The organism is Noviherbaspirillum cavernae (assembly GCF_003590875.1).
Taxonomy (GTDB): domain Bacteria; phylum Pseudomonadota; class Gammaproteobacteria; order Burkholderiales; family Burkholderiaceae_D; genus Noviherbaspirillum; species Noviherbaspirillum cavernae.
Genome location: NZ_QYUN01000002.1, coordinates 2,877,025 through 2,901,239 on the forward strand (window position 1 = coordinate 2,877,025; position 24,215 = coordinate 2,901,239).

Here is a 24,215-nt window from a genome sequence, read left to right on the forward strand (position 1 = left end):
GTTTCCCTGCGTACAGGGAAATTCAGCGACCATGTGAAGGCCGATTGCACACGACCTCGTTGTGCATGCGGACAGTCAAAAGGAAGACCAAATGAAAAAGCAGCATCTCGCCGCCGCGCTTCTGTTCGCGGTCGGCCTCGGCCTCGGACTCCCGGCACAGGCCGAACCACCGTCATGGGCGCCGGCGCACGGGCACCGCGCCAGGGAAGCGCGTGAATATCGTTATGTGTATTACCCCGCGCAGCAGGTGTATTACGCGCCGCAAAGTCGCAGCTGGTTCTGGCTCAACGGCGGCAACTGGCAAGCCGGCATCAATCTGCCTTCCCGCTTTCAAGTCAATGCGTCCAATGGCGGCGTCTCGATCACGCTCGATTCGTCGCGCCCGTATGTCAAGCATGTCTACGTGGAAGAGCGCTATGGCCGCCCCTGGCGTGAAAAGCACGGGCACGGGCACAAGCACAAGGAAAAGCATCACGAGAAGCACCACGACAAGCACGAGAAGCATCACGACAAACACAACAAGCACGGCCATCACGATCACTGACGCCCGTGACGCAGCATGATTCCGGCAATGAAGAAACGGGCGAGCGGCAAAACGCTCGCCCGTTTCTTCATTGCGCCTGCGCGATGCCCCGCAGTGAGTGGCGCGCTAGTGTCCTGAGTTAGAAATTCGTTGCAAATAAAAGTGATGAAATCGCGACGAGACAAGGAAAAAAGCACAGCAAGGCCGAGGCCTTGCGAGCATTTTTGACGCAGTATCGGTGCGATTCTCGTCATCTTTTATGTAGCGAATTTCTAACTCAGGATACTAGAATGCGCCTCGTGCACCGGCATGCACACGGCCCATTCCCTCAACCCGAATCCGACTGAACATTTCCCATGAGCTACCTCGCTGTCAAGCATCTCCACGTCACCTTCGCCGCATTGAGCGGCATCCTCTTCTTCGTGCGCGGCTTGTGGATGCTGGCCGACTCGGGGATGCTGCAACGGCGCTGGGTGAAGATCGTGCCGCACGTCATCGACACCTTGCTGCTCGTGTTTGCGCTGATCCTGGTGGTGTGGAGCGGTCAGTATCCCTTTGCGCAGAACTGGCTGACAGCGAAACTGCTGGCGCTGGTGGTCTACATCGTGCTCGGCACCATCGCGCTCAAGAGAGGGCGGACGAAATCGGTGCGCATCGCAGCGTTCATCGGCGCGCTGCTTGCATTCGGCTATATCGTGACGGTGGCAGTGACACGCCATGTCGTGTAATGCCGCACATCAAGCATGGTGACTACTTGTTGCGCCGCATGCGTGGCGCGCATTTATGGTCCCTCGCTTGCCCAAACCGTCTATGCTGAAAAAATGTTCGCTTCGGCTGGAGACAAGACATGAAATGGGAAGGCAATCGCGAAAGCGATAACGTCGAGGATCGACGCGGTGGTGGCGGGGGCGGCGGCTTCGGTTTCGGCGGCCGTTCCATCGGACTGGGCACGGTGGCCATCGCGCTGATCGCATCATGGCTTCTCGGCATCAATCCCCTGACCGTACTCAGCATGTTGAGCGGCGGCGACCCGGTGCCGCAGGTACAGGAGATGCCGGCGCAGCGCCCTCCAGCCAACGATCAGATGGCGAAGTTTGTTTCCACCGTGCTGGCCGATACCGAAGACACATGGACGGCACTGTTCCGCGAAAGCGGCGCGAGCTACGTGAAGCCCAAACTGGTCTTGTTTTCCGGCAGGACACCGACCGCCTGCGGCACCGGCCTGACGGCGAGCGGCCCCTTCTATTGCCCTGGCGACCAGAAGGTGTATATCGACCTCGGCTTCTATCGGCTGATGCAGCAGCGCTTCGGCGTCTCGGGCGAATTCGCGCAAGCCTATGTGATCGCGCACGAGGTCGGTCATCATGTGCAGAACCTGATGGGGATCTCGGCACAAGTGCAGGACGCGCAGCAGCGCATGTCCGAGAAGCAGGCGAATGCGTTGTCGGTACGGCTCGAATTGCAGGCCGACTGCTTTGCCGGCGTGTGGGCCTATCACGCCAATCGCGCGCGCAGCATTCTCGAGGCCGGCGATGTCGAGGCCGCATTGAACGCGGCGACCGCCATCGGCGACGATGCCTTGCAAAGACAGGCGCAGGGTCAGGTGGTGCCGGACTCGTTCACGCATGGCACATCGGCGCAGCGTGTGCGCTGGTTCAAGCGCGGCATCGAGAGCGGCGACATCAAGGCATGCAACACCTTCGAGGCGCGCCAGCTTTGAAACGCTGTCACTGCTTCAACGCCGTCAACGAGATGTTGATAGAATGCCGCCCTCTTCCCTCCATCGCCGACCCTGGTCCGCTTTCGTCATGCCCCACGATCCCGCTCTACAAGTACTGGCCGACGCGCTGGCCGGCCTGCAGCACAAGCAAATTACGATTGCCGACTTTTGCCGGACATGGCGCGCACAGAAGGAATTGCTTGCACAATTACCGCCGCGCTACGGCACCGTGATGGAAGACCTGTTGGAGCGACTGGAATCCGGCAGTCTTTTCACCGAGGAAAGCTGTTCCTTCAGCCAGGAAGACCTGCAAGCCAGCCTCGCGGTGTGGCTCGACAAGGCAACGCAACTCCTTCAAACGCACTCTGCACAACGATAATCCCATGCAACAACTGACCTTCACTCTCGACGGCGAATACATCGAACTGAATCAACTGCTCAAGCTGACAGGCATTTGCGACAGCGGCGGCGCGGGCAAGGCGCTGGTCGCCGGCGGCGCTGTATCGGTGGACGGGAAACAGGAGTTGCGCAAGACCTGCAAGATACGCGCAGGCCAGACGGTCAGCCTGGGCGACGTCCGCATACGGGTCGTCGCCGCATAGCCTTCGAAAAACCTACCTCGGCAATGTCTCGCTGCGCCGGCTGGTGCGGCGCTCTCCGGAATAGGACGACACGCGGAACTCGAGGTTGGTGATGCCGATCGAGCCCGGCGGGCCGACCACGAAATCGAAGCCGGCCTTCACCGGGAACACGTAGTTATCGCGCAGCAGGATATCGGTCTGGCAGTTGGGACTCGGGCTGTAGAGGTGCTGCTTCAACTCATCCCACACCGCCTCGCTGACCCAGCCGTACAGGAACAGCTGGTTCGGATACAGCGAGTTGTCGGAATCGAGATAGCCTTTCTGGTTCTTGCGCAGCGACGGATTGAGCGGCGGCGAATCCGATACCAGCAAATCGACGGAACCTTCACCGATGGTATGGGCCTCTTCATTCTGGAACGCGGAATAGACAAGCCGGATATGCCATTTGCACGTGAGGGCAAGCCGCTTTTCCATCACCGATTTATTCGGCTCCATCGACTGGCCCTCGCTCACCGTGGTCTGCGTGCACATGATCTGCCCGATGAGCGTCGGCTCGAGCTTGCGGAAGTTATCGAGGTTTTCGTGGAGATTCCAGAAGAACCATTTCGATCGCTCCGCTTCCGTCATGTCCGGCAACTCGGAGAACGGCCTCACGCCATAATTTTCGAGGGTGCGCATCACATCCTTGCGCAGTTTTTCGTTCATCTCGACAAGATCGGGATTGAACTTGTGGTTGTACTCGCTCCGCATAAACCTCTCCAGCAAACGTATCCGGTTGAAAAATTGCAGATTTCATTTCGCTAAAGGAAAGCCGGATGCGCCGCACCCGCGAAGACTCCCCCGGCGACCAATGATTTCCCGCGCGGCGGCTGCAATTTCTGCGCACGCCACGGACAATAGATGCGCGACAAGCACATTTAGTTCGAATCGGTGCGTGTTCCGGTGCGGGTTTTCATCGGACAGCGGCGGGAAAGCGAAATTCCATTTCGGGGACGGTTGCAATGACGTCGCGGCGACGGCAATCAGGCCGGGCGCGGATTGCATCGTGCATGCCGGCACAGCGATATGAGGAGGAGATGCAAGGAGGGGATGCGGCAGGTCGGCACAGTGCGACGCTGCTTCATGCGGATTCCGGAACCGGCCATGGACATGGCCGACTCCGGAATTGCTCGTGGCGAAAAACACTTCGCCTTTGCCACGAATTTACGGCAAGCCGATTACTTCGGCGCGTTCGCCGTCTCCGCTACAGCAGGCGCTGCCTTGCTGGTTTTCTTCGTCGCAGTCTTGGCCTTCTTCGGCTTCTTCACTTCGGCAGCCTTGGTGTCGGCTTTGGGTGCATCAGCTTTGGGTGCATCGGCATTGGCTGCTGCCGGTGTCGCAGGCGTCGCAGCCGGTGCGGTTGCCGGGGCAGCCGGCTTGGCAGGCGCTGCCGGAGCAGTTTGTGCAAAGGCCGTACCCATGGCGAAGGTGGTAGCGATAACGGTAGCGATCAGTTTGTTCATGCTGAAGTCCTTGTGCTTGCCCGTAGAAAATCTCTACGTCCTCGTATAACGAGGCATGGAAAATTCTGTTGACCACGCATTTGTATGTGTTTGTAACGGGCAAGAGAGGAACATTCGCAATCGTCCGGCAAGGAAGCAGACGAAAAAAAGCCGGTTCCGATCATGCGATGGGAACCGGCGTTGAGACGTAGTTTGCAATGCGACTTGTTGCGTGCCCTCATGCAACGCATGCGGGCGGCACAAGATCAGGACATGTGCTGTCCGCCGTTGATGGCGATGTTCGCACCGGTCACGAATGCGGCTTCATCGGACGAGAGATAGGCGACCAGTCCTGCCACTTCTTCCGGCTTGCCGAGACGGCCCATCGGAATCTGCGGAATGATCTTGCTATCGAGCACTTCAGCCGGAATCGCCATCACCATCTTGGTGCCGATGTAGCCGGGCGAGATGGTGTTGACGGTCACGCCTTTGCGCGCAACTTCCAGCGCGAGTGCCTTGGTGAAGCCATGCATGCCGGCCTTGGCGGCGGAGTAGTTGGTTTGCCCGAACGCACCCTTCTGCCCGTTGACCGACGAGATGTTGATGATCCGTCCCCAGCCGCGATCCGTCATGCCGTCGCATACCGGCTTGGTCATGTTGAACACGGAATCGAGATTGGTCTTGATCACCGCATCCCAATTCGTCTTGTCCATCTTCTTGAAGGTCATGTCGCGGGTGATGCCGGCGTTGTTGACCAGCACATCCACGGGGCCGATCTCTTTGGTGATCTGCGCGATGCACTGCTGCGCCGAATCGTAGTCCGCAACATCGCAGGGATAGGCGCGGAACTTGTAGCCCTGCTGCTCCATCGCGCTCAACCACTCCTGGGTCTTGGTGTTGCCGGGAGAATGAGTAGTTACCACCTGATAGCCGAGTGCAGCCAGCTTGATGCAAATGGCTTCTCCCAGTCCGCCCATACCACCTGTCACTAATGCGATTCTTGCCATGTCTTCTTCCCCTTCTGAATTGACAACGGATATTGCAAGTTGCGCCGTGCGCAACTTGCGGTTCAATACCGGATTAACGCTCGATCGCCAGCGCAACGCCCATGCCGCCGCCGATGCACAGGCTGGCCAGACCGCGCTTGGCATCGCGGCGGATCATTTCATGCAGCAGCGTGACGAGGATGCGGCAACCCGATGCGCCGATCGGATGGCCGATTGCGATCGCGCCGCCATTGACGTTGATCTTGCTGGTATCCCAACCCATTTCGCGGTTCACGCCGATCGCTTGCGCGGCGAAGGCTTCGTTGATTTCCATCAGATCCACATCCTGATGCGTCCAGCCGGCCTTGCGCAGGCAGAGCTGGGTGGCAGGAACAGGACCCATTCCCATGATGCTCGGATCGACGCCGGCGGAGGAATACGCCTTGATCCGCGCCAACGGCTTCAGGCCCAGTTCGTCAGCCTTCTTCGCCGACATCATGATCACCGCCGCTGCGCCGTCGTTGAGGCCGGAGGCGTTGCCTGCCGTGACCGTGCCGTCCTTCGCAAATGCGGGGCGCAGACCGGACAACGCTTCCAGCGTGACGCCGTGCTTGATGAACTCGTCGGTGTCGAACACGACGGAGCCTTTCTTGGAAGGGATTTCGAAGGGGATGATTTCATCCTTGAACTTGCCGGCCTTCTGCGCCGCTTCGGCCTTGTTTTGCGAAGCGACTGCGAACTCGTCCTGCTCCTGGCGCGAGACCTCATATTTCTTCGCGATGTTCTCGGCAGTGACGCCCATGTGGTACTGGTTGTACACATCCCACAGGCCGTCGACGATCATGGTATCGACCAGCTTGCCGTCGCCCATGCGGATGCCGTCGCGTGAATTGTTCAGCACGTGCGGCGACGCGCTCATGTTTTCCTGGCCGCCGGCAATGACGATCTCGGCGTCGCCGGCCTTGATCGCCTGCGCCGCCAGATGCGTGGCGCGCAGGCCGCTGCCGCACACCATGTTGATGGTCATGCCCGGCACCATGTCCGGCAGGCCGGCGCGGATCAGCGCCTGGCGTGCCGGGTTCTGCCCGACGCCCGCCGTCAGCACCTGCCCCATGAGGACTTCGCTGACCATGTCCGGCGCAACACCCGCTTTGGCGAGCAGCTGCTTGATGACATGCGCACCCAGATCGGATGCGGCGACCTTGGCCAGGGTTCCGCCAAATTTGCCGACAGCAGTACGTCCGGCGGCAACAATTACGACATCACTCATTTCAAACTCCCTCAAGGACTTGGTAAAAACCGATCATCACAAGAATCAACATCTGTTTGCTTTGACCGCAGCATTATTGATTCGTCACCGAATCCGGATCGAATCCGAGGAAATCATCATAGGGATGCGTGCGGTCTGGATGTTGATGAATGTCAATGCTTCCTGAGAGCAATCGCGTGCTCCGCATTGGCATGGTCGGCGATTATGTCATAACAATCTGACAATGTGAGCATGTCATGCGTGATTGGACGGCCGACAGAAAAGCCCGCCCGAAAACGGGTTGGCAAACGCGTGCTGGCAAGCGCGATGCGCGACGCATCCCTGCGTCCGCGCACAATCATGCGCCCTACAGTTCGCTGAGGTAGCGCTGCGTCGCCTGCAATGCCGCGAGGCCGGCGGCGGCCTGTTCATTGGTCAGGCGGCCGACGGTTGCTGCCCGCAACTGCCGGATCTCCTCGTCGATCCGCACGATGATCTTTTTTGCCTTCGCTGTGACATGCAGCATCTTCCGCCGCGCGTCTTCGGGCGATGTGCGCCGCGTGAGCCAGCCTGCGTCTTCCAGTTGCTTGACGAGGCGCGTGACGGTCGGCGCTTCGATGCCCAACACCCGCGCCAGATCGACTTGCGTCACACCGTCCGGCACCCGCGACAAGTACAGCAAGGCGCGCCCTTTTGACTGGTTCAAGCCGAGCGGCTTGAGCCGCTGATTCACGCGGTCGCGCCACAAGCGGCTGACGTTTCCGATCGTCATGCCGAATTCTTCCTGCACGTTGGCGGACGGCGCTCTGCCGGAGAAATTGAGATTGTCTGTATTGGTGTCCATGGAGCAAGAATATGCCGGTGCTGATATAGTTTGCATAGCTAACTATATCAGCACTGTGCCGAATTACCGGACGCCGTTGCTGTCTACATACTCTTATGGCGAGCATTTCATGAAGAAACAGATAGTCGCTGCCCTCGCGGGCATCGTGGTGGTCGGTGTTGCCGGCTGGTATTTTCTCAAGGCGGAGAATCCGGTCGCCGAGGCCAACGCACCAACCAAGACGCCCGTGGCAACGGTCACGACCGTCAGCGCCAAGCAGATGAATGTACCGATCCGGCTCGATGCGAACGGTTATGTCAGTTCGCTCAACAGCGTCGAAATCCGGCCGCAGGTGACGAATGTGGTTGCCAAGGTGCACATCAAGGAAGGTCAGTTCGTGAAAGCGGGCGACCTGCTTTTCTCGCTGGACGACCGCGCGGACCGCGTGAATCTGCAGATGGCGCAGGCGCAATTGGCGAAGGACCAGGCCGGCCTCGCCGATCTGGAACGCCAATTGGCGCGCAGCAAGGAATTGCTGGCCAAGGGCTTCATCGCGCAAAGCGCGACCGACACGGTGCAAACCCAGGTCGAGGCGCAGCGCGCGGCACTGCAGGCGGACAAGGCAGCGGTCGAAGCGGCGCGTGTGGCGCTCGGCTACGACAGCATCCGCGCCACATCGGCCGGACGCGCCGGCGTGATCGCCGTGTTCCCGGGCAGCCTGGTGCAGCCGACGGCCACGGCCGTGCCGCTGGTGACGATCTCGCAGCTCGACCCCATCGCGGTGACATTCACCCTGCCGGAAACCGAACTGAACGCGCTGCTGGCCGCGCAGAAGACGGGCGATGTCAAGGTCCATGCCAAGGTGCAGGGCGCGCAATCGCAGCTCGAAGGCAAGCTCAGTTTCATCGACAACACGGTCGACACGCAGAACGGCACGATCAAGGTCAAGGCAATCTTCCCCAACGCGGAGCATCTGCTCTGGCCGGGTCAGTATGTCGCGGTGAATACCGTCGTGCGCGAGCTCGGCAACGCCATCGTGATTCCGCAGTCCGCTATCATCACCGGCATCGATGCCAAGTCGGTCTACACGGTCGGGGCCGACCAGACTGCGCAGCCGCGCCGCGTCGAACTGCTCTATTCGTTCGCCACGCAGGCCGCCGTCAAGGGCATCCAGGCGGGCGAACGGGTAGTGGTTGACGGCAAGCAGAATCTGCGACCCGGCACCAAGGTCAGGGAAGCGGAAGCGAGCAACAACGGCAACGATCGCGGCAACGACATCGGCGCCAAGGGCACACAGAAGAGCGCATCATGAATCTATCCGAGCTCTGCATACGGCGGCCGGTGATGACCGTGCTGCTCAGCCTGTCGATTGTCGTCGCCGGCATCCTGGCCTACATGAAAATCCCTGTCGCGGCCCTGCCCAGCTACAACACGCCGGTCATCAACGTCAGCGCGTCACTGCCAGGAGCGAGTCCGGAAACGATGGCCGCGGCGGTGGCGCTGCCGCTGGAAAAGCAGTTTTCGACCATCGCCGGACTCAACCTCATCAGCTCCACCAGCAGTCTGGGCGTGACCTCGATCACGCTGGAATTCGATCCTTCGCGCGACATCGATGCAGCATCGGTCGATGTGCAGGCAGCATTGTTCCGGGCGCAGCGTTCGCTGCCGACCGAGATGACGACGCCGCCGTCCTACCGCAAGGTGAATCCGGCGGATGCGCCGGTGCTGCTCTTGGCGCTGACCTCGCCGTCGCTGAATATTTCCGAGCTGAACGACTATGCCGAAAACCTGATCTCGCCCAGCCTTTCCACGCTCAACGGCGTGGCGCAGGTCAACATCTACGGCCAGAAGCGTTTTGCGGTGCGGGTGAAGGTGAATCCCGCCCTGCTCGCCTCGCGCAACATGTCACTGGACGAGCTGCTGGCGGGGATCAAGGCGGCGAATGCGAATACGCCGGTCGGCGTGCTCGACGGACCGCAGCAGACCCTGACGATCCAGGCCAACCAGCAGATGAAGAGCGCCGCCGAATTCGCCGACATGATCGTTGCCAGCCGCAACAACACGCCGGTCAGGCTGCGCGACGTGGCGGAGGTGCAGGACAGTTACGAATCCGTCAAGACCGCCAGCCGCTATAACGGCGAGCGTTCCATCGTGCTCGCAATCCAGCGCCAGCCGAACGCCAATACCGTCGCCGTGGTGGACGCCGTGCGCCAGATGCTGCCGCGCTTCCAGTCGCAGCTGCCGGCCTCGATCCAGATCAATCTGCTCAACGACCGTTCGATGTCGATCCGTGAAGCGATGCATGACGTCAACATCACGCTCGGCATCACGGTCGCGCTGGTGGTGCTGGTGATCTTCCTGTTCCTGCGGCGGCTGGTTGCCACCATCATCCCCACCCTCTCGCTGCCGGTGTCGCTGATCGGCGCGGTGGCGCTGCTGTACGGTTTCGGCTACAGCCTCGACAACATTTCGCTGCTCGGCATCACGCTCGCGGTCGGGCTGGTGGTGGACGATGCGATCGTTGTGCTGGAAAACATCGTGCGCCACGTCGAGAACGGCATGCAGCCTTTCAAGGCGGCGCTGCTCGGCTCGAAGGAAATGGGCTTCACCATCGTCTCGATTTCGGTCTCGCTGGTGGCGGTGTTCATCCCGATCTTCTTCATGCCGGGCGTGATCGGCCTGCTGTTCCATGAATTCGCCGTCGTGGTGTCGCTCGCCATCCTGGTGTCGGCGGTGGTGTCGCTGACGCTGGTGCCGATGCTGTGCAGCCGCTACCTGAAAAGCGATCACGGCCACCGCGCGAACTTCGTCAGCCGGAGCTTCGAGCACGCCTTCGACGCCACGCTGAACGGCTATGCAAAGACGCTGGGCTGGGGCCTGCGGCATCGGCCGTTCGTGCTGCTGGTGGCGCTCCTGACCTTCGTGCTGACCGCGTATCTGTTCATCACGATTCCGAAGGGATTTTTCCCGGAAGAGGACATCGGCCAGATCAGCGTCACGACCGAAGCCTCCGAGGATATTTCGTTTGAAGCGATGCAGGCCAAGCAGGCGCTGGTGGCCGACATCATCACCGCCGACCCGAACGTCGCCAGCGTCGCATCGTCCATCGGCGGCGGCAACAATGTGCAGAACACCGGCCGCATGTTCGTCAACCTGAAGCCGCGCGCCGAACGCGAAAAGATGAGCACGCTACTGGAAGGCTTGCGCAACGAGGTGCGCGCCGTGCCCGGCATCGCCGTGTACTTCCGCCCGATCCAGAATCTGCAACTGGGCGGACGCGCCAGCAAGAGCCGCTACCAGTACACGCTGCAGAGCGTGCGTCCGGCAGAGCTGAATGACTGGAGCAGCAAGCTGCTCGACAAGCTGCGCAACGATCGGGCATTCCGCGACGTCACCAGCGATTCGCAGCTCAAGGGTTTGCAAGCCTCGCTCCAGATCGACCGCGACAAGGCGAACCTGCTCGGCGTGCAGATGCAGGATTTGCGCAGCGCGCTGTACAGCGCATTCGGCGAACGGCAGGTGTCGACCATCTACACCAGCAGCAACGACTATCAGGTCATCATGGAAGTGGCGGAACCGTTCAAGCGCGACGAAAGCGCGTTCGACAAGATCCACGTACGCGCCGGCAACGGCAACCTGGTACCGCTGACCAGCTTCGCCACCGTGAACAGGACGGTCGGCCCGACGTCGATCAACCATCAGGGGCAGTTGCAGGCGATCACGATCTCGTTCAATCTCGCGCCCGGCGTGCCGCTCGGCGATGCGACCGCGAAGATCGAGCAATACCGCACCGAGCTGAAGATGCCGTCCAGCGTGATCGCCACCTACGGCGGTGACGCGGCGGTATTCAAGGACTCCCAGAGCAGCCAGGCGATCCTGCTGGTGGTCGCGCTGCTGGTGATCTACGTGCTGCTGGGCGTGCTGTACGAAAGCTTCATCCACCCGCTGACCATCCTTGCCGGCCTGCCGTCGGCAGCGGTCGGTGCGTTGCTGGTGTTGCGATTGTTCGACCAGGACCTGACACTGATTGCCACCATCGGCATCCTGATGCTGATCGGCATCGTCAAGAAGAACGCGATCATGATGATCGACTTCGCGCTGGACGCGCAGCGCAACCAGCACATGCTGCCGGAACAGGCAATACGGCAGGCCTGCCTCTTGCGTTTCCGCCCGATCATGATGACCACCTTCGCCGCACTGATGGGCGCATTGCCGATCGCGCTGGGGCTGGGCGCGGGTGCGGAGCTGCGCCAGCCGCTCGGCCTCGCGGTGGTCGGCGGCCTGCTGTTCTCGCAGGTGATCACGCTCTACATCACGCCGGTGATCTACCTCTATCTGGATCGCTTCAGCGGCAACGGGCCGTTGACGGAAAGCATAGAAGAGGAAAAGCGCGAGGAAGCGGAAGTGCGGCAGTTGTACGGCAGCTGATCAGCGTCGCAGGCTGTTGAATTTTTTCCGGAATGGCGCCGTCAAGGTCGGCGCACCGCATCACTCGCCGGTGCGTACTTTGTTGCGCGGATTGTCGGCAACCATCTTTTCAACGTGACATGGGGATCGCCTGCCGCAGCGCGGCGATCCCCATGTCGTCAGCGTGGCTGACGACGGCCCCGAAGACCAAACCCTGTGCGGCTTGCGTCTGATCAAACGACATTGCAAAACAGCCGCCGCAGCGCATAACGGCGCACGCGATCCTGTCAAATGAGCAGTCAAATATCAGGGTGACGCGCCAACAAGATTGGATTGCGAATTTGGATTGCGAACACAAGCTCGGTCATGTTTCCGTACCGGAGCAATCGCGATTCCTTTCCCGCTTGGCATTACCTGCCCGGACAACGGGCGATTTCGAACCGATTCGTTGCGCGCTGCCGCGTTCCACGGCCAGATCCTGCTTGCAACGTAGAAGGAGAAAAGCGATGCGAACCATGAAGCATGCACGCGGCATCTCGGCGCTGCTCCTCACGGCGATGTTTGCCGGCAGTGTCTCGGCACAATCATTTGTCTATCCGGCCAAGGGCCAGTCGCCGGAACAACAAAAAAAGGATGAAGGCCAATGCCACACCTGGGCCGTGCAGCAGAGCAAGTACGACCCGGCCAATCCGCCGCCAGTAGCGGCTGCCCCCCCGCCGCCGACGACAGCGACCGGCACCACGCCGGGCGCGGGGGTGCGCGGCGCGGCGCGGGGTGCGATCGTCGGTGAAATCGTCGCTGACGACGCCGGTGCGGGCGCAGCCGCAGGCGCGGCAGCCGCGCGCGGCCAGAGCCGGCGTCAGCACGCGGCGCAGGCGCACCAGCAGGAGCAAGCCGCCACGCAGCAACAGCATGCGGGGGCAGCTGCTTACCAGCAAGCCCGCGCAGCGTGCCTCGAAGGGCGCGGCTATACCGTCAAGTAGCTTGATCGCGCCAGTCAAGCAGCCTCGAACTGAAGTCGAAGTGAAAGAAGAAGGACGCCAGCATGCACAGGCACGCTGGCGCGGAGATGTGCAAACGGCACGGCAGCACAAATCAATCAAATGGAGATTGCAATGACAAGAGCGATGGCAACGATCATGGCGCTGGTGCTCGCGCCTTTTGCAACTCTCACGTTCGCGCAAGCACCTTCAGCCGCCGGTTCGCCCACGCCCGGATTCAACAACAAGATTCCCGAGAAAATCATGACGCCCGACACGGTCCAGACCCGCATCGGGACGCTCAATTTCGTGGACGGCGTGCCCACCGCCGAGACCACGCAGAAGGTTTACGACAACCTCGACTTCATCCGCGGCATCGAGGTCTTTCTCAACTTCATTCCCGCCGCATCAATCGAATCGATACGCCTGGGGAATGCCGAAATGGGCGCGACCAGGAGCAACCAGGCTGTCATCTTCGATCAATTGCTTGATTCCAACCCACTGCTACTCACAGGAAACACGGATACCGTTTATTGCCTGGCCATGCTCGACCTGGAGACCGACGGCCCGACTGTCGTCGAAGTTCCTCCGGGCTCCGGACCCGGCACGGTCAACGACGCATTCTTCCGTTTTGTGATCGACATGGGCATCCCCGGCCCGGATCGGGGCAAGGGCGGCAAGTACCTCATCGTTCCCGCCGGCTACAAGGGCGAGCTGCCGAAGCAGGGATATTTTGTCGCGCGCTCGCCGTCGTATGTGAATCTTCTGGTCCTGCGCGGCTTCCTCGTGGACGGCAAGCCGGATGCGGCTTCCAAGATGTTCCGGGAGGGCGTGAAGATCTACCCTCTCAGCAAGGCGGGCAACCCGCCGAAGATGCAGTTCTTCAACGGCTCGAAAGTGCCGTACAACACGATCCACGCCAACGATTTCGAGTTCTATAAAGAGCTGGATCATGTCATCCAGAAAGAGCCGCTCGACTTCATCGATCCCGAGCTGCGCGGGCTCGCCGCCTCGATCGGCATCCGCAAGGGCAAACCGTTCGCGCCCGACGAACGGATGAAGAAGATACTCACGGACTCCGTTGCGGTCGGCAACGCCACCGCGCGTGCGGTCAGTTTCCGCGGACGCGATCCGCGCAACGCGATCTATCCGAACAGTCAGTGGCAGACCATCTTCGGCGGCGCCGATTACCGCTTCCTCGACGACGAAGGCAGAGGTGGCCGCAATCTCGATGCTCGATCGATGTTCTATTACGGCTACACGGTGAACACACCCGCGATGGTGGCGAAGATTCCCGGCAAGGGTTCGCAGTATGCGCTGGGCTTTGCCGACAAGGCCGGCAACCCCTTCGACGGCGCGAAGAACTACAAGCTGAATGTGCCCGCAAACGCGCCGGCCAAGGACTTCTGGTCGGTCGTGCTGTACGACCCGCAGACGCGTTCCGAACTGCAGACAAGCCAGCCCTTCCCCGGCAGGAACAACAAGCGCGACAAGCTGGCCGTCAACGCCGACGGCTCGGTCGACATCTACTTCGGCCCCAAGGCGCCTGCGGGCAAGGAAGCCAACTGGATTCAGTCCGTCCCGGGCAAGGGCTGGTTCGCGATCTTCCGTCTGTACGGCCCGCTCGAGTCGTGGTTCGACAAGACCTGGCGTCTCGGGGAGATTGAAGAAGTGAAGTAGTCGCCGGACGATGGCCGGCATGTGCTCCTGCGGCACTACGCTCCATTCACGTCCTGCGCAGCTGATCCGCTACCTCGATCAAACGCGGCTTGACTTCATTCAGCAGAAACTCACGCGACAGATTGAATGCCGGGCCGCCGCAGTTGAGGCTCATCACGGCGTTGCCGTTGGCGGGCTTGAACGCAATGGCGATCGCATTGACATCCTGCTGCCAGTCGCCGAAGGAGGTGCAGCAGCCGATCGCATGGTATTCCTCGATGGAACGTTCGATGCCGTCGCGGATGCCTGGCCACTGGTAGTCATCCAGCTCGTGCACGCGCTCCAGAATCTCGCTGCGTTCGCTGGCCGGCACTTCAGCCAGGTAGGCGCGTCCCATCGCCGTGGTCGCAATCGGAATGCGAGAACCGACATCGAGACGCAGGGTCAGCGCCGCCTGGCTGCGGCAGTTCTCGACATAGATCATGCTCAGACGGTCGCGCATGCCGAGCGACACCATCGCATGCGAAAAATCAGCCAGTTCCTGCATATGGGGACGCGCCAGCTGGCGGATGTCCAGCCGCGACATGGCGCTGCCCAGCGCCAGCGTCGCCGTGCCGAGACGATACTTGCCAAGCTCGTCATCGTATTGCAGGTAACCGAGTTTGGTCAGCGTGTACGTCAGGCGCGAGACGGTCGATTTCGGCAGCTTGCTGCGTTCGGCGAGTTCCTGGTTGCCCAGCAGTTTTTCGCCGGAACGAAAACACGCCAGCACTTCCAGCCCCCGTGCGAGCGCGGTGACAAAGTGCCGGTCTTCCTTGGCATTGGATTTGCGCGCGACCGATTCCGCTTCTCCCTTCATTTCTTCGTTCATTTCTTCCATCATCTTCAATCCCGTCTGCTACGGCATCCTGGTCGGCCACCCCGATAAGAATTTCGGCATTATATTCTGCATTGCAGAACATTGACAGCTTATACGATACGCTTTCCGGAAAACGTTCAGCGTGGAATTCTACAATTTTCCCTTCATTTTCAAGCCTCATTCTGCAACGTCTTGACAGATGAGGGAGACAAAACATAGAGTTCCAATTTATTTGCCAATGTTCTGCATTGCAGAAATACGAATTGAACGCATCGCGGCATGCAGAGACCATGCAATATCGAAAATCGGAGAACGACATGAAACAGAAAGCGCAGTTCCACTGGGATGATCCGCTGCTGCTGAACGAGCAGCTGACGGACGAGGAACGCATGGTGCGCGACGCCGCGCATGCCTATTGCCAGGACAAGCTGCAGCCGCGCGTGCTGGAAGCCTTCCGCCATGAGAAGACCGATCCCGCGATCTTCCGCGAAATGGGCGCGCTCGGCCTGCTCGGCCCGACCATTCCCGAGCAGTACGGCGGCCCCGGCCTGAACTACGTCAGCTACGGCCTGATCGCGCGCGAGGTCGAGCGCGTCGATTCCGGCTACCGCTCGATGATGAGCGTGCAATCCTCGCTGGTGATGGTGCCGATCCTTGAATTCGGCAGCGAGCAACAGAAACAGAAATACCTGCCGAAACTGGCGTCCGGCGAATGGATCGGCTGCTTCGGCCTGACCGAGCCGAACCACGGCTCCGATCCGGGTTCGATGGAAACCCGCGCCCGCAAGGTGCAGGGCGGCTTCAGCCTCACCGGCAGCAAGATGTGGATTTCGAACTCGCCGATTGCCGATGTGTTCGTCGTGTGGGCCAAGGATGATGAAGGCGAAATCCGCGGCTTTGTGCTGGAAAAGGGCATGAAGGGCCTGTCGGCGCCGGCGATCCACGGCAAGTTCGGCCTGCGCGCCTCGATCACCGGCGAGATCGTGATGGACAACGTGTTCTGCTCGAACGAAAACGCCTTCCCCGACGTGCGCGGCCTGAAGGGCCCGTTCACCTGCCTCAATTCCGCCCGCTACGGCATCGCCTGGGGCGCGCTGGGTGCCGCCGAAAGCTGCTGGCACACCGCGCGGCAGTACGTGCTCGACCGCAAGCAGTTCGGCAAGCCGCTGGCGGCCAACCAGCTGATCCAGAAGAAACTGGCCGACATGCAGACCGAGATCACGCTCGGCCTGCAGGGTTGTCTGCGGCTGGGCCGCATGAAGGACGAGGGCACGGCCGCGACCTCGATCACTTCGATGATGAAGCGCAATTCCTGCGGCAAGGCGCTGGACGTGGCGCGGCTGGCGCGCGACATGCTGGGCGGCAACGGCATCAGTGATGAATTCGGCGTGATCCGGCACATGGTGAATCTGGAAGTGGTGAACACGTATGAGGGCACGCATGATATTCATGCGCTGATCCTTGGCCGGGAGCAGACCGGGATTGCGGCGTTTTGATGTCATACGTTGGCATTTCGAACGAAGTTTGACCGCGTGGGCACAGGTGCCCACCCTACGAAAATGCGTTCGGAATAACCGAACTGTTGGTGCATCCGCCAAGAAAACAAGCGATCGCACGGGGCGGTTTTGCCATTCCGCTGTGACGCTGCCGAAAAGTTGCGCGGCAAAGTGGATAAAGAAGCGAAACATGTTTGAGCCCGCAGGGCGAGTTGGTTTCGCTTCCCACTTTGTCGTGCAACTTTTCGGGAACCCCGAAGGGGCAGCGGCTGTGCGGTCGCCTTCTTTTGGTTACTTTTCTTGGCGAGACAAGAAAAGTGACTGGCTGCCGGGCCACCCCCGGCCTGTCTCCACGAAGTAGCAGTCAAATTAACGAAGGAAAGCCACTGGATTCCGGCTCGCGCCGGAATGACGGCGGTGTGCAAAAGACACCTCAAGGAAATAGAAAGCGACCAGAGGAACCATGAACCTGAACTTCACCCCCGAAGAACTCACCTTCCGCACCGAAGTCCGCGACTTCGCCGCCCAATCCCTCCCTCCCGACATCCGCCACAAGGTCCTCAACGGCCTGATCCTCGAGCGCGACGACTACATCCGCTGGCAACGCATCCTGCATGCCAAAGGCTGGGGCGGCCCCGCATGGCGCAAGGAATTCGGCGGCACCGGCTGGAACGCCGTCCAGCAATACATCTTCGAAGAGGAATGCGCCGCCGCAGGCGCGCCCCGCACCATTCCGTTCGGGTTGAAAATGGTCGCCCCCGTCATCATGCAATTCGGCTCGCCCGCGCAGCAGCAACGCTTCCTGCCGAAAATCCTCGCCGCCGAGGAATGGTGGTGCCAGGGCTACTCCGAACCCGGCGCCGGCTCCGACCTCGCTTCTCTGAAAACCCGCGCAGTAAAGGAAGGCGACCACTACATCGTCAACGGCCAGAAAACCTGGACCACGCAAGGCCAGTACGCCGACTGGATCTTCTGTCTGGTGCGCACCGATACCGAAGTCAAGCCGCAGCGCGGCATTTCCTTCCTGCTGATCGACATGAAGACACCCGGCATCACCGTGCGTCCGATCATCACGATGGATGGCGCGCATGAAGTCAACGAGGTGTGGTTCGAAAACGTGCGCGTGCCGATCGAGAATCTGGTGGGCGAGGAAAACGCCAGCTGGACCTATGCCAAATTCCTGCTCGGCCACGAGCGCACCAACATCGCCGGCATCGGCATCGCCAAGCGCGAATTGGCGCGCCTGAAACGCGTGGCCACGCTGGAAACGAAGAACGGCAAGCCGCTGATCAAGGACCCGCTGTTCGCCGCACGCATCGCGCAAATCGAGATCGACCTGACCGCGCTGGAGATCACCAACCTGCGCGTGCTGTCGGCCGAAGCCGAACGCCGCGCACCGGGACCGGAAGCCTCCATCCTCAAGATCAAGGGCACGGAAATCCAGCAAGCCATCACCGAACTGCTGACGCAGGCGGTCGGGCCGTATGCCCTGCCCCTGCGGCGCGAAGCGATGGCAGCCGGCTATCAGGGCGATGCCGTCGGGCCGTTCTACGCAACGCCGCTGGCGGCGCATTATCTGAACATGCGCAAGCTGTCGATCTACGGCGGCTCCAACGAAATTCAAAAGAACATCATCGCGCAGATGATCCTGGGTCTGTAGGAGGACACGATGGACTTCACATTCACCGAAGAACAGCAGATGCTGCTGGACACGACCCGTCGTTTCATCGCGAAGGATTACAGCTTTGAAACGCGTCGCAAGATCAGGGAAACATCGCCGGAAGGATTCAGCCGCGAAGTGTGGCAGGGACTGGCCGACCTCGGCTTGCTGTCGCTGAATGTACCGGAGGAAGACGGCGGCCTCGGCGGCGGCGCGATCGAGACCATGCTGGCGATGAACGCGATCGGCGAAGGCTTGCTATTGGAGCCTTATCTGCAAAGCGCGGTGCTGGCGACTAAAGCCATCGCGACGCTCGGCGATGAACAGCAGCGCGCCGAGTTGCTGCCCGCACTGGCCGCCGGGGAAAAAATCGCGGCGCTGGCGCATGACGAACATGGCACGCGCTATGACTGGCGTGCGGTCGAGACGCGTGCCTGGCCGGTCGGCGACGGCTATGTGCTGACCGGCCACAAGAGCGTGATTCCGCACGGCACATCCGCCGATCTCCTCCTGATCACGGCACGCCTTGCGTCAATCGGCGCGCAGGGTCCGCTGGCGATCTTCGCCGTGCCGCGCGACTTGCCGGGTCTGCAATTGAGCTCGTATGCCACGGTGGATGGCGTGCGTGCCGCCGACATTGCATTGAACCAGGTCTTCGTGCCGGCAACTGCATTGCTCGATGCCGCTGCCGACACCGAAGCAAAACTCGAGGAAATTCTCGATGCGGGCCTCGCCGCGATCTGCGCGGAAGCGGTCGGCGCACTCGACAAGCTGCTTGCCGCAACCGTGGAATACGCGCGCAACCGCAAGCAGTTCGGCCAGCCGATCGGCAAGTTCCAGGCACTGCAGCATCGCATGGCGGACATGGTGCTGCATATCGAGCAGGCACGCTCCATGAGTTATCTGGCTGCGGTGCGCTGCGCCGATCCCGATGTAGAAACGCGCCGCCGCGCGATGTCGGCCGCGAAAGTGGTGATCGGGCAGGCGTGCCGTTTCGTCGGGCAGCAGGCGGTGCAGCTGCATGGCGGGATGGGCGTGACTGACGAGCTGGATGTCAGTCACTACTTCAAGCGCCTGATGGCGATCGAGATGCAGTTCGGGAGTACGGATCAGCATCTGGAGTTGTATGCGGCGCAGCTTGGCTGAGGATTGTTCTCGACAACTGCTCGTGCGTCAGAAGTTCTGGTGACGATCGTTCACGAATGTCACCCTCCCCTTCAAGGGGAAGGGTGCAGCAGGGAATTCGGACGGCATGCCGTCTGCCTGCCGAACGATCTGCGTCTGCAGACGCAGATGCGCCCTGCAAGGGGAAATGGGGATGGGTTTCATTGATGCCGCGGGCCCATCCCAACGATAGTGAAGCGCTGCGCTATGCGCGTTGTTGCCGTTCCGCTGTGAGCTGCCGAAGAAATGCGGCATGAAGCGGAAAAAGAAGCGCGACTTGTTTGAGCCGAAGGCGAGTTTGTCGCGCTTCCCGATTCATGCCGCATTTCTTCGGGAACCCGAAGGGCAGCGAGGTGCGGTCGCCTTTCTTTGGTTACTTTCTTTGGCGAGATGTACAGACTCGGGACATGGGTAACAGATGTGCCGGGACATAGGTAACACATTTAATCGTCTCCTTTTGTCGTGCGCAAGTCGATCTGGCCGAAGCGATGGTGCGCAAAGTACAGATCGAACACGCCGTCCTGCCGAGGATGCGGACGAGCCGCAATCGGATGCGTGTGCAAGGCATTGGAGACCCTGAAGCGGCGCCCCTGCACAACGATCTTGCCGTCCCACCCCACTACCTGTACCAGATCGCCATCGCGGTAATGAATCTCCGGCAATGTCTCCGGATAGACCCGCCGGCTGGGCCGGTAACGCGTCACCGGCGTGGCCAGTCCCAGCGCCTCATGCGGCCGTTCATGGTTGTACACTTGCCGCCAGCCATCGAACGCCTCCTGCGCCTCGTCCAGATCACGGAAGCATTGTCCTCGCAGCACTTCGCGCTTCAGGCTGCGATGGAAGCGTTCGTTCTTGCCATTGGTCTGCGGGTGCGCTGGACGACTATGGCTGATCTGGATGCCCAGCTGGATCAGCCAGATGGTCAGTCTGGTGATGCCGTGCTCATGTCGTGACGGGCTGCCCCAGGGGGAGCCGTTGTCGGCGTTGATGCGGACCGGCATGCCATGGCGGCGAAACACATCCTGCAGTGCTGCCTGTACGTGTTCCCGGTTGGGGCGGGCACAGGCTGCAAGCGTCAGGTTGTAGCGCGAGTGGTCGTCAATGACGGTCAGCGGATGGCAGGTAGCCGAGGCCGTCTCGAAGCAGCCCTTGAAGTCCATTTGCCACAGATCGTTGGGTGCGGCATGCTCGAAACGTGTCCATGGCGTACTGTCTTCACTGGCCTGCGGATCGACCAGATGGTGCCGGTGCAGGATGCGAGTGATGGTGCTGGGTGTCGGGATGCCTTGATGGCCCAGATCGCGCAAGCGCCGCTGCAGCTTGCGTGCACCCCAGGCCGGATGTTCCTTGCGCAGTCCGACCACCAGCTCCTCGACGTCGGCATCCGTGCGCTGCGGGCTGTGCAATGGCCGGCGCGAGCGGTCAGCCATTCCGGCCAATCCCTCTTCGGCCACGCGGGCCAATAGCCTGTAGCCGGTCTTGCGGCTGATGCCGAACTGCGCACATAGCGCACTCATGTTCACTCCCTCCTGACGGGCCAATGAGAGAAATTCCTGACGCAGAGTCATCGTGTCTATCGCTTTCCAGGACATGGGTGGATGATCCTTCCGGCATCTTTGGGATACCGAAAGTGTTACCTATGTCCCGGCACAAGTGTCACCTATGTCTCCGGTCTATACAGCGAGACAAAGAAAGTAACCGGCTGCCGGGCCGCCCCCGGCTTGCATCCACGAAGAGACACACCTATTACCAAAACAGGCAGTGTCAGCGGGTAGGAAAAATAGCGACGAATGCAATCAGCGCGCTACCGACCACGCCACTGCCAACTTCATCAAAAAACAACGCCGTTCACCCCACAGGAGCGAACGGCGTCACATCATTCCCGAAACGCGCCAACCGGCACATATCACTCACTCCATCCTGATATTCGCCTGCTTGACGATCTGATCCCATTTGGTCCGTTCGCTCTTGATGAAGGCATCGAATTCAGCGGGCTTGCTGCCGATTGCGCGGACCCCGAGCGCAACCATCTTCTGCTCGACATCCGGCTCGCGCAGCGCCTTGGCGGTTTCTGCGCTGAGCCGTTCGACGATCTGAGGCGGTGTCTTTGCCGGCGCCACGATGCCGAACCAGGACGACACCTGCAATTCCGGAATGCCAGCCTCGGTCGTTGTCGGCACATCCGGCAGCTGCGTCAGCCGGTGCGGGCCGGTCACCGCGAGTGCACGTAGTTTGCCGGACTTCAGATGCGACAGCAGTACCGGCGGATTCTCCAGCGCGCCGATGGTCGTGCCGGAAAGCAGGCTTTGCACGGCTTCGCCGCTGCCCTTGTAGGGGACATGCGTGAGCTTGATGTGGGCGGCGCGCTGGAACAGTTCCGCGCCGAGATGCGGTGTGGTGCCGTTGCCGGCGGAGCCGAAGAAGGTCTTGTCTTCATTCTTCTTCGCATAGGCGATGAATTCCTGCAGGGTGTTTGCAGGCACCGACGCGTTGACCACGACCACCATCGGCATGTCCACCACCTGCGACACCGGCGCGAAGCTCTTCGCCGGATCGAATGACAGCTTCGGATAGAGACTGCCGTTGATCGACAGGATGCCTGCGGACGACATCAAGAGCGTATAGCCATCCGGGTCCGCCTTCGCGACCACATCGGCGCCGATGTTGCCACCCGCGCCGGGACGGTTTTCGACAATGACGGGCGTGCCCAGCGATTTCGACAGCTTGTCGCCGACCAGCCGCGCCATGGTGTCGGCGACACCGCCCGGCGCGAACGGGGCGATCAGCTTGATCGGCTTGCTAGGATAGGTTTGTGCCGCCGCAGGCGCGGACAGCGAGAAGCCGGCTGCAAGCATCGCAAGGACCGACGCTGCCTTCATCATCGTTACCTTCATGTCTCTCTCCTCTGTTGTTTGTTTATTTGCACGCACCCGACAGCCGCCGTCGCGGCGCTGCCGGACAAACCCTCTTCACATCACGCCACCTCTATTTCCACCAGTATCGGCACCGGCGAGCGCAGCGCCTGCACCAGTGTGTCGCGCAGTTCTTCCGCGCGTTCCACATGCACCGCCGCGCAGCCCTGCCCGCGTGCCAGCGCCACGAAGTCGATGTCGGGCAGGTCGGTGCCTTCCAGCGTATCGCCGGGCTTGAAGCCGAACACCGGCGCAAACTCCTGCAGCGCGGCATAGCGTCGGTTCTTCAGGATCAGGAAGGTGATCGGCAGGTGATGCTGTGCCGCGCTCCACAGAGCCTGGATCGAGTACAGGCTGGAACCGTCACCGACGAGACCGATCACCTTCCTGTCGCGCTTGGCCATGGCAACGCCCACGGCCGCCGGCAAGCCGTAGCCGAGTCCGCCGCTGCACATGGTATAGAAAGTCTCGCTGCGCAGAATCGGCAGATAGTTGTGCATCACGGGACGGGAACTGGGTGCTTCCTCGACCACGATGTGGTCCGGACTGCGCACCTCGGCCAGCATCTGCAGCACATAGGCCACCGACATACGCTCGCCTGCTTGCGGCGGTTCGGCGCGCGGGCGAGGCGCGCGTGGCGGCGGCAAGGGACGTGCCTTCGGCGTCGGGCGGGACAGCAGATCAAGCAGGGAAAGGCGGATGCTGCCGACTGCCGCCGTGCCGACCGGCGCCCATGCGGCGATGGCAGGGTCGTCGATCAACTGGCCCAGCGCAGCCCCGGCCGGCAGATGCGGCCCCTGCCCTTCCACGTGATAGGTGAATGCCGGCGCACCGACGACGAGAATGAAGTCGTGGCCGTCGAGCAGACTGACGATCTTCTCGCGCATGGCCGGCAGGAAGCCCGCGAACAAACGATGATCCTCGGGAAAGCCGCAGCGGCCCGACATCGGGGCAACGAACACGCGGGCGTTGTGCCGCTCCGCGAGCTGCACTGCCTGATCCCAGGCATGGCCGCGATCCACGGCTGCGCCGATCACCATGGCCGGACGTTCGCTGCGGTCGAGCGCGCTGCCGATCTGTTCGAGCACGGCGGGATCGGGCCGCGATTCGGTGCTGACGACGCGCGGCGTCACCAGTTCCGCCGGCTTTTCCCAGTCGTCGGAAGGGACCGATACCAGCACCGGGCCGCGCGGCTCCTGCATGGCGACGTAATAGGCGCGCGCAATCGCCAGCGGCACATCCTCGGCACGCGCCGGCTCGCAGCTCCACTTGACATAGGGCTTGGGCAATTCGGTCGCCTGGCTGGAAAACAGGAAGGGCTCGAACGGCAGTATCGAACGCGCCTGCTGGCCGGCAGTGATCACCAGCGGCGTACGGTTCTTCCAGGCAGTGAAGATGCTGCCCATCGCGTGGCCGACGCCGGCGGCGGAGTGCAGGTTGACGAAGGCGGCGTTGCGGGTGGCCTGCGCATGGCCGTCGGCCATGCCGACCGCGACCGATTCCTGCAGGCCGAGCACGTAGCGGAAATCCTCGGGAAAGTTCAGGAACAGCCCCAGCTCGGTCGAACCGGGGTTGCCGAAAATGGAAGTCATGCCGAACTTGCGCAGCAGGTCGATGACGGCATCGCGAACGGTGGTACTAACGACGGTTGTGGCAGATGTGGCGGGTATGGCGGATGGTGCGCTGGACGGCAGCATGACAATCTCCTTGAATAT

Annotated in this window: 22 protein-coding genes; 13 read left to right on the forward strand and 9 right to left on the reverse strand. The window is 61.2% G+C overall.

What is annotated here, in order from left to right:
* Positions 1-91 precede the first annotated feature (91 nt).
* The 5 genes from D3870_RS13525 (at position 92) to D3870_RS13550 (ending at position 2,845) form a co-directional block, all read left to right on the forward strand.
* Positions 92-544 (forward strand): hypothetical protein, encoded by a 453-nt coding sequence (locus D3870_RS13525; protein WP_147375796.1) that lies wholly within the window; start codon positions 92-94, stop codon positions 542-544.
* 335 nt (positions 545-879) lie between these two features.
* Positions 880-1,251, forward strand: coding sequence for a SirB2 family protein (locus tag D3870_RS13535; protein WP_119739855.1), 372 nt, complete (start codon positions 880-882; stop codon positions 1,249-1,251).
* Between the two features lie 119 nt (positions 1,252-1,370).
* Complete coding sequence (ypfJ, locus tag D3870_RS13540; RefSeq protein ID WP_119739857.1) at positions 1,371-2,243, forward strand: KPN_02809 family neutral zinc metallopeptidase; 873 nt, start codon at positions 1,371-1,373, stop codon at positions 2,241-2,243.
* An 88-nt stretch (positions 2,244-2,331) separates the two neighbouring features.
* Positions 2,332-2,622 (forward strand): hypothetical protein, encoded by a 291-nt coding sequence (locus D3870_RS13545; protein ID WP_119739859.1) that lies wholly within the window; start codon positions 2,332-2,334, stop codon positions 2,620-2,622.
* Between the two features lie 4 nt (positions 2,623-2,626).
* Positions 2,627-2,845: an RNA-binding S4 domain-containing protein gene (locus D3870_RS13550; protein WP_119739860.1), complete on the forward strand. Its 219-nt coding sequence runs from the start codon at positions 2,627-2,629 to the stop codon at positions 2,843-2,845.
* A gap of 12 nt (positions 2,846-2,857) precedes the next feature.
* Here D3870_RS13550 and D3870_RS13555 read toward each other — a convergent pair whose 3' ends face one another.
* Positions 2,858-3,574 carry a hypothetical protein gene (locus D3870_RS13555; RefSeq protein WP_119739862.1) on the reverse strand — a complete coding sequence of 239 codons (717 nt, stop codon included), beginning with the start codon at positions 3,572-3,574 and terminating at the stop codon, positions 2,858-2,860.
* 42 nt (positions 3,575-3,616) lie between these two features.
* The gene (locus tag D3870_RS22105; RefSeq protein WP_147375797.1) at positions 3,617-3,868 is read right to left on the reverse strand and encodes a hypothetical protein; all 252 of its coding nucleotides are present in this window, start codon (positions 3,866-3,868) and stop codon (positions 3,617-3,619) included.
* 99 nt (positions 3,869-3,967) lie between these two features.
* On the opposite strand from D3870_RS22105, the gene D3870_RS22360 reads away from it, so the two are divergent.
* Positions 3,968-4,375: a hypothetical protein gene (locus tag D3870_RS22360; RefSeq protein ID WP_158590461.1), complete on the forward strand. Its 408-nt coding sequence runs from the start codon at positions 3,968-3,970 to the stop codon at positions 4,373-4,375.
* Between the two features lie 196 nt (positions 4,376-4,571).
* Here the strand turns inward: D3870_RS22360 and phbB are convergent, their stop codons facing one another.
* The 3 genes from phbB to D3870_RS13575 all read right to left on the reverse strand — a co-directional run bounded on the left by phbB (position 4,572) and on the right by D3870_RS13575 (position 7,384).
* Positions 4,572-5,312, reverse strand: a complete 741-nt coding sequence (gene phbB / locus D3870_RS13565) for an acetoacetyl-CoA reductase (RefSeq protein ID WP_119739866.1) — start codon at positions 5,310-5,312, stop codon at positions 4,572-4,574.
* Positions 5,313-5,385: 73 nt separating this feature from the next.
* Entirely contained in the window at positions 5,386-6,561 is a 1,176-nt protein-coding gene (locus tag D3870_RS13570; protein ID WP_119739868.1) for an acetyl-CoA C-acetyltransferase, read from the reverse strand.
* Positions 6,562-6,907: 346 nt separating this feature from the next.
* Positions 6,908-7,384 (reverse strand): MarR family winged helix-turn-helix transcriptional regulator, encoded by a 477-nt coding sequence (locus D3870_RS13575; RefSeq protein ID WP_158590462.1) that lies wholly within the window; start codon positions 7,382-7,384, stop codon positions 6,908-6,910.
* A 109-nt stretch (positions 7,385-7,493) separates the two neighbouring features.
* On the opposite strand from D3870_RS13575, the gene D3870_RS13580 reads away from it, so the two are divergent.
* From D3870_RS13580 to D3870_RS13595, 4 genes are all read left to right on the forward strand, one after another.
* Entirely contained in the window at positions 7,494-8,675 is a 1,182-nt protein-coding gene (locus D3870_RS13580) for an efflux RND transporter periplasmic adaptor subunit (protein WP_119739872.1), read from the forward strand.
* Positions 8,672-11,791 carry an efflux RND transporter permease subunit gene (locus D3870_RS13585; RefSeq protein WP_119739873.1) on the forward strand — a complete coding sequence of 1,040 codons (3,120 nt, stop codon included), beginning with the start codon at positions 8,672-8,674 and terminating at the stop codon, positions 11,789-11,791. Before D3870_RS13580 ends, D3870_RS13585 begins: the two co-directional genes overlap by 4 nt.
* Before the next feature lie 485 nt (positions 11,792-12,276).
* Entirely contained in the window at positions 12,277-12,753 is a 477-nt protein-coding gene (locus D3870_RS13590) for a hypothetical protein (protein WP_119739875.1), read from the forward strand.
* A gap of 132 nt (positions 12,754-12,885) precedes the next feature.
* Entirely contained in the window at positions 12,886-14,430 is a 1,545-nt protein-coding gene (locus D3870_RS13595) for a DUF1254 domain-containing protein (RefSeq protein ID WP_199710646.1), read from the forward strand.
* Positions 14,431-14,476: 46 nt separating this feature from the next.
* Here the strand turns inward: D3870_RS13595 and D3870_RS13600 are convergent, their stop codons facing one another.
* A complete protein-coding gene (locus tag D3870_RS13600; protein ID WP_242489975.1) occupies positions 14,477-15,280 on the reverse strand; it encodes an IclR family transcriptional regulator in 804 nt (267 codons plus the stop codon).
* Positions 15,281-15,585: 305 nt separating this feature from the next.
* Between D3870_RS13600 and D3870_RS13605 the strand changes: the two genes are divergently transcribed.
* The 3 genes from D3870_RS13605 to D3870_RS13615 all read left to right on the forward strand — a co-directional run bounded on the left by D3870_RS13605 (position 15,586) and on the right by D3870_RS13615 (position 19,570).
* On the forward strand, positions 15,586-16,764 hold the full coding sequence (locus D3870_RS13605; protein WP_119742108.1) for an acyl-CoA dehydrogenase: 1,179 nt from the start codon (positions 15,586-15,588) through the stop codon (positions 16,762-16,764).
* A gap of 463 nt (positions 16,765-17,227) precedes the next feature.
* Entirely contained in the window at positions 17,228-18,424 is a 1,197-nt protein-coding gene (locus D3870_RS13610) for an acyl-CoA dehydrogenase family protein (protein ID WP_119739879.1), read from the forward strand.
* Positions 18,425-18,433: 9 nt separating this feature from the next.
* A complete protein-coding gene (locus D3870_RS13615) occupies positions 18,434-19,570 on the forward strand; it encodes an acyl-CoA dehydrogenase family protein (RefSeq protein ID WP_119739880.1) in 1,137 nt (378 codons plus the stop codon).
* A gap of 461 nt (positions 19,571-20,031) precedes the next feature.
* On the opposite strand, the gene D3870_RS13620 is transcribed toward D3870_RS13615, so the two are convergent.
* From D3870_RS13620 to mdlC, 3 genes are all read right to left on the reverse strand, one after another.
* Positions 20,032-21,180 carry an IS481 family transposase gene (locus D3870_RS13620; protein ID WP_119739211.1) on the reverse strand — a complete coding sequence of 383 codons (1,149 nt, stop codon included), beginning with the start codon at positions 21,178-21,180 and terminating at the stop codon, positions 20,032-20,034.
* A 318-nt stretch (positions 21,181-21,498) separates the two neighbouring features.
* Positions 21,499-22,482, reverse strand: a complete 984-nt coding sequence (locus D3870_RS13625) for a Bug family tripartite tricarboxylate transporter substrate binding protein (protein WP_119739882.1) — start codon at positions 22,480-22,482, stop codon at positions 21,499-21,501.
* 80 nt (positions 22,483-22,562) lie between these two features.
* A complete protein-coding gene (mdlC, locus tag D3870_RS13630) occupies positions 22,563-24,197 on the reverse strand; it encodes a benzoylformate decarboxylase (RefSeq protein ID WP_119742110.1) in 1,635 nt (544 codons plus the stop codon).
* Between the last annotated feature and the right edge of the window lie 18 nt (positions 24,198-24,215).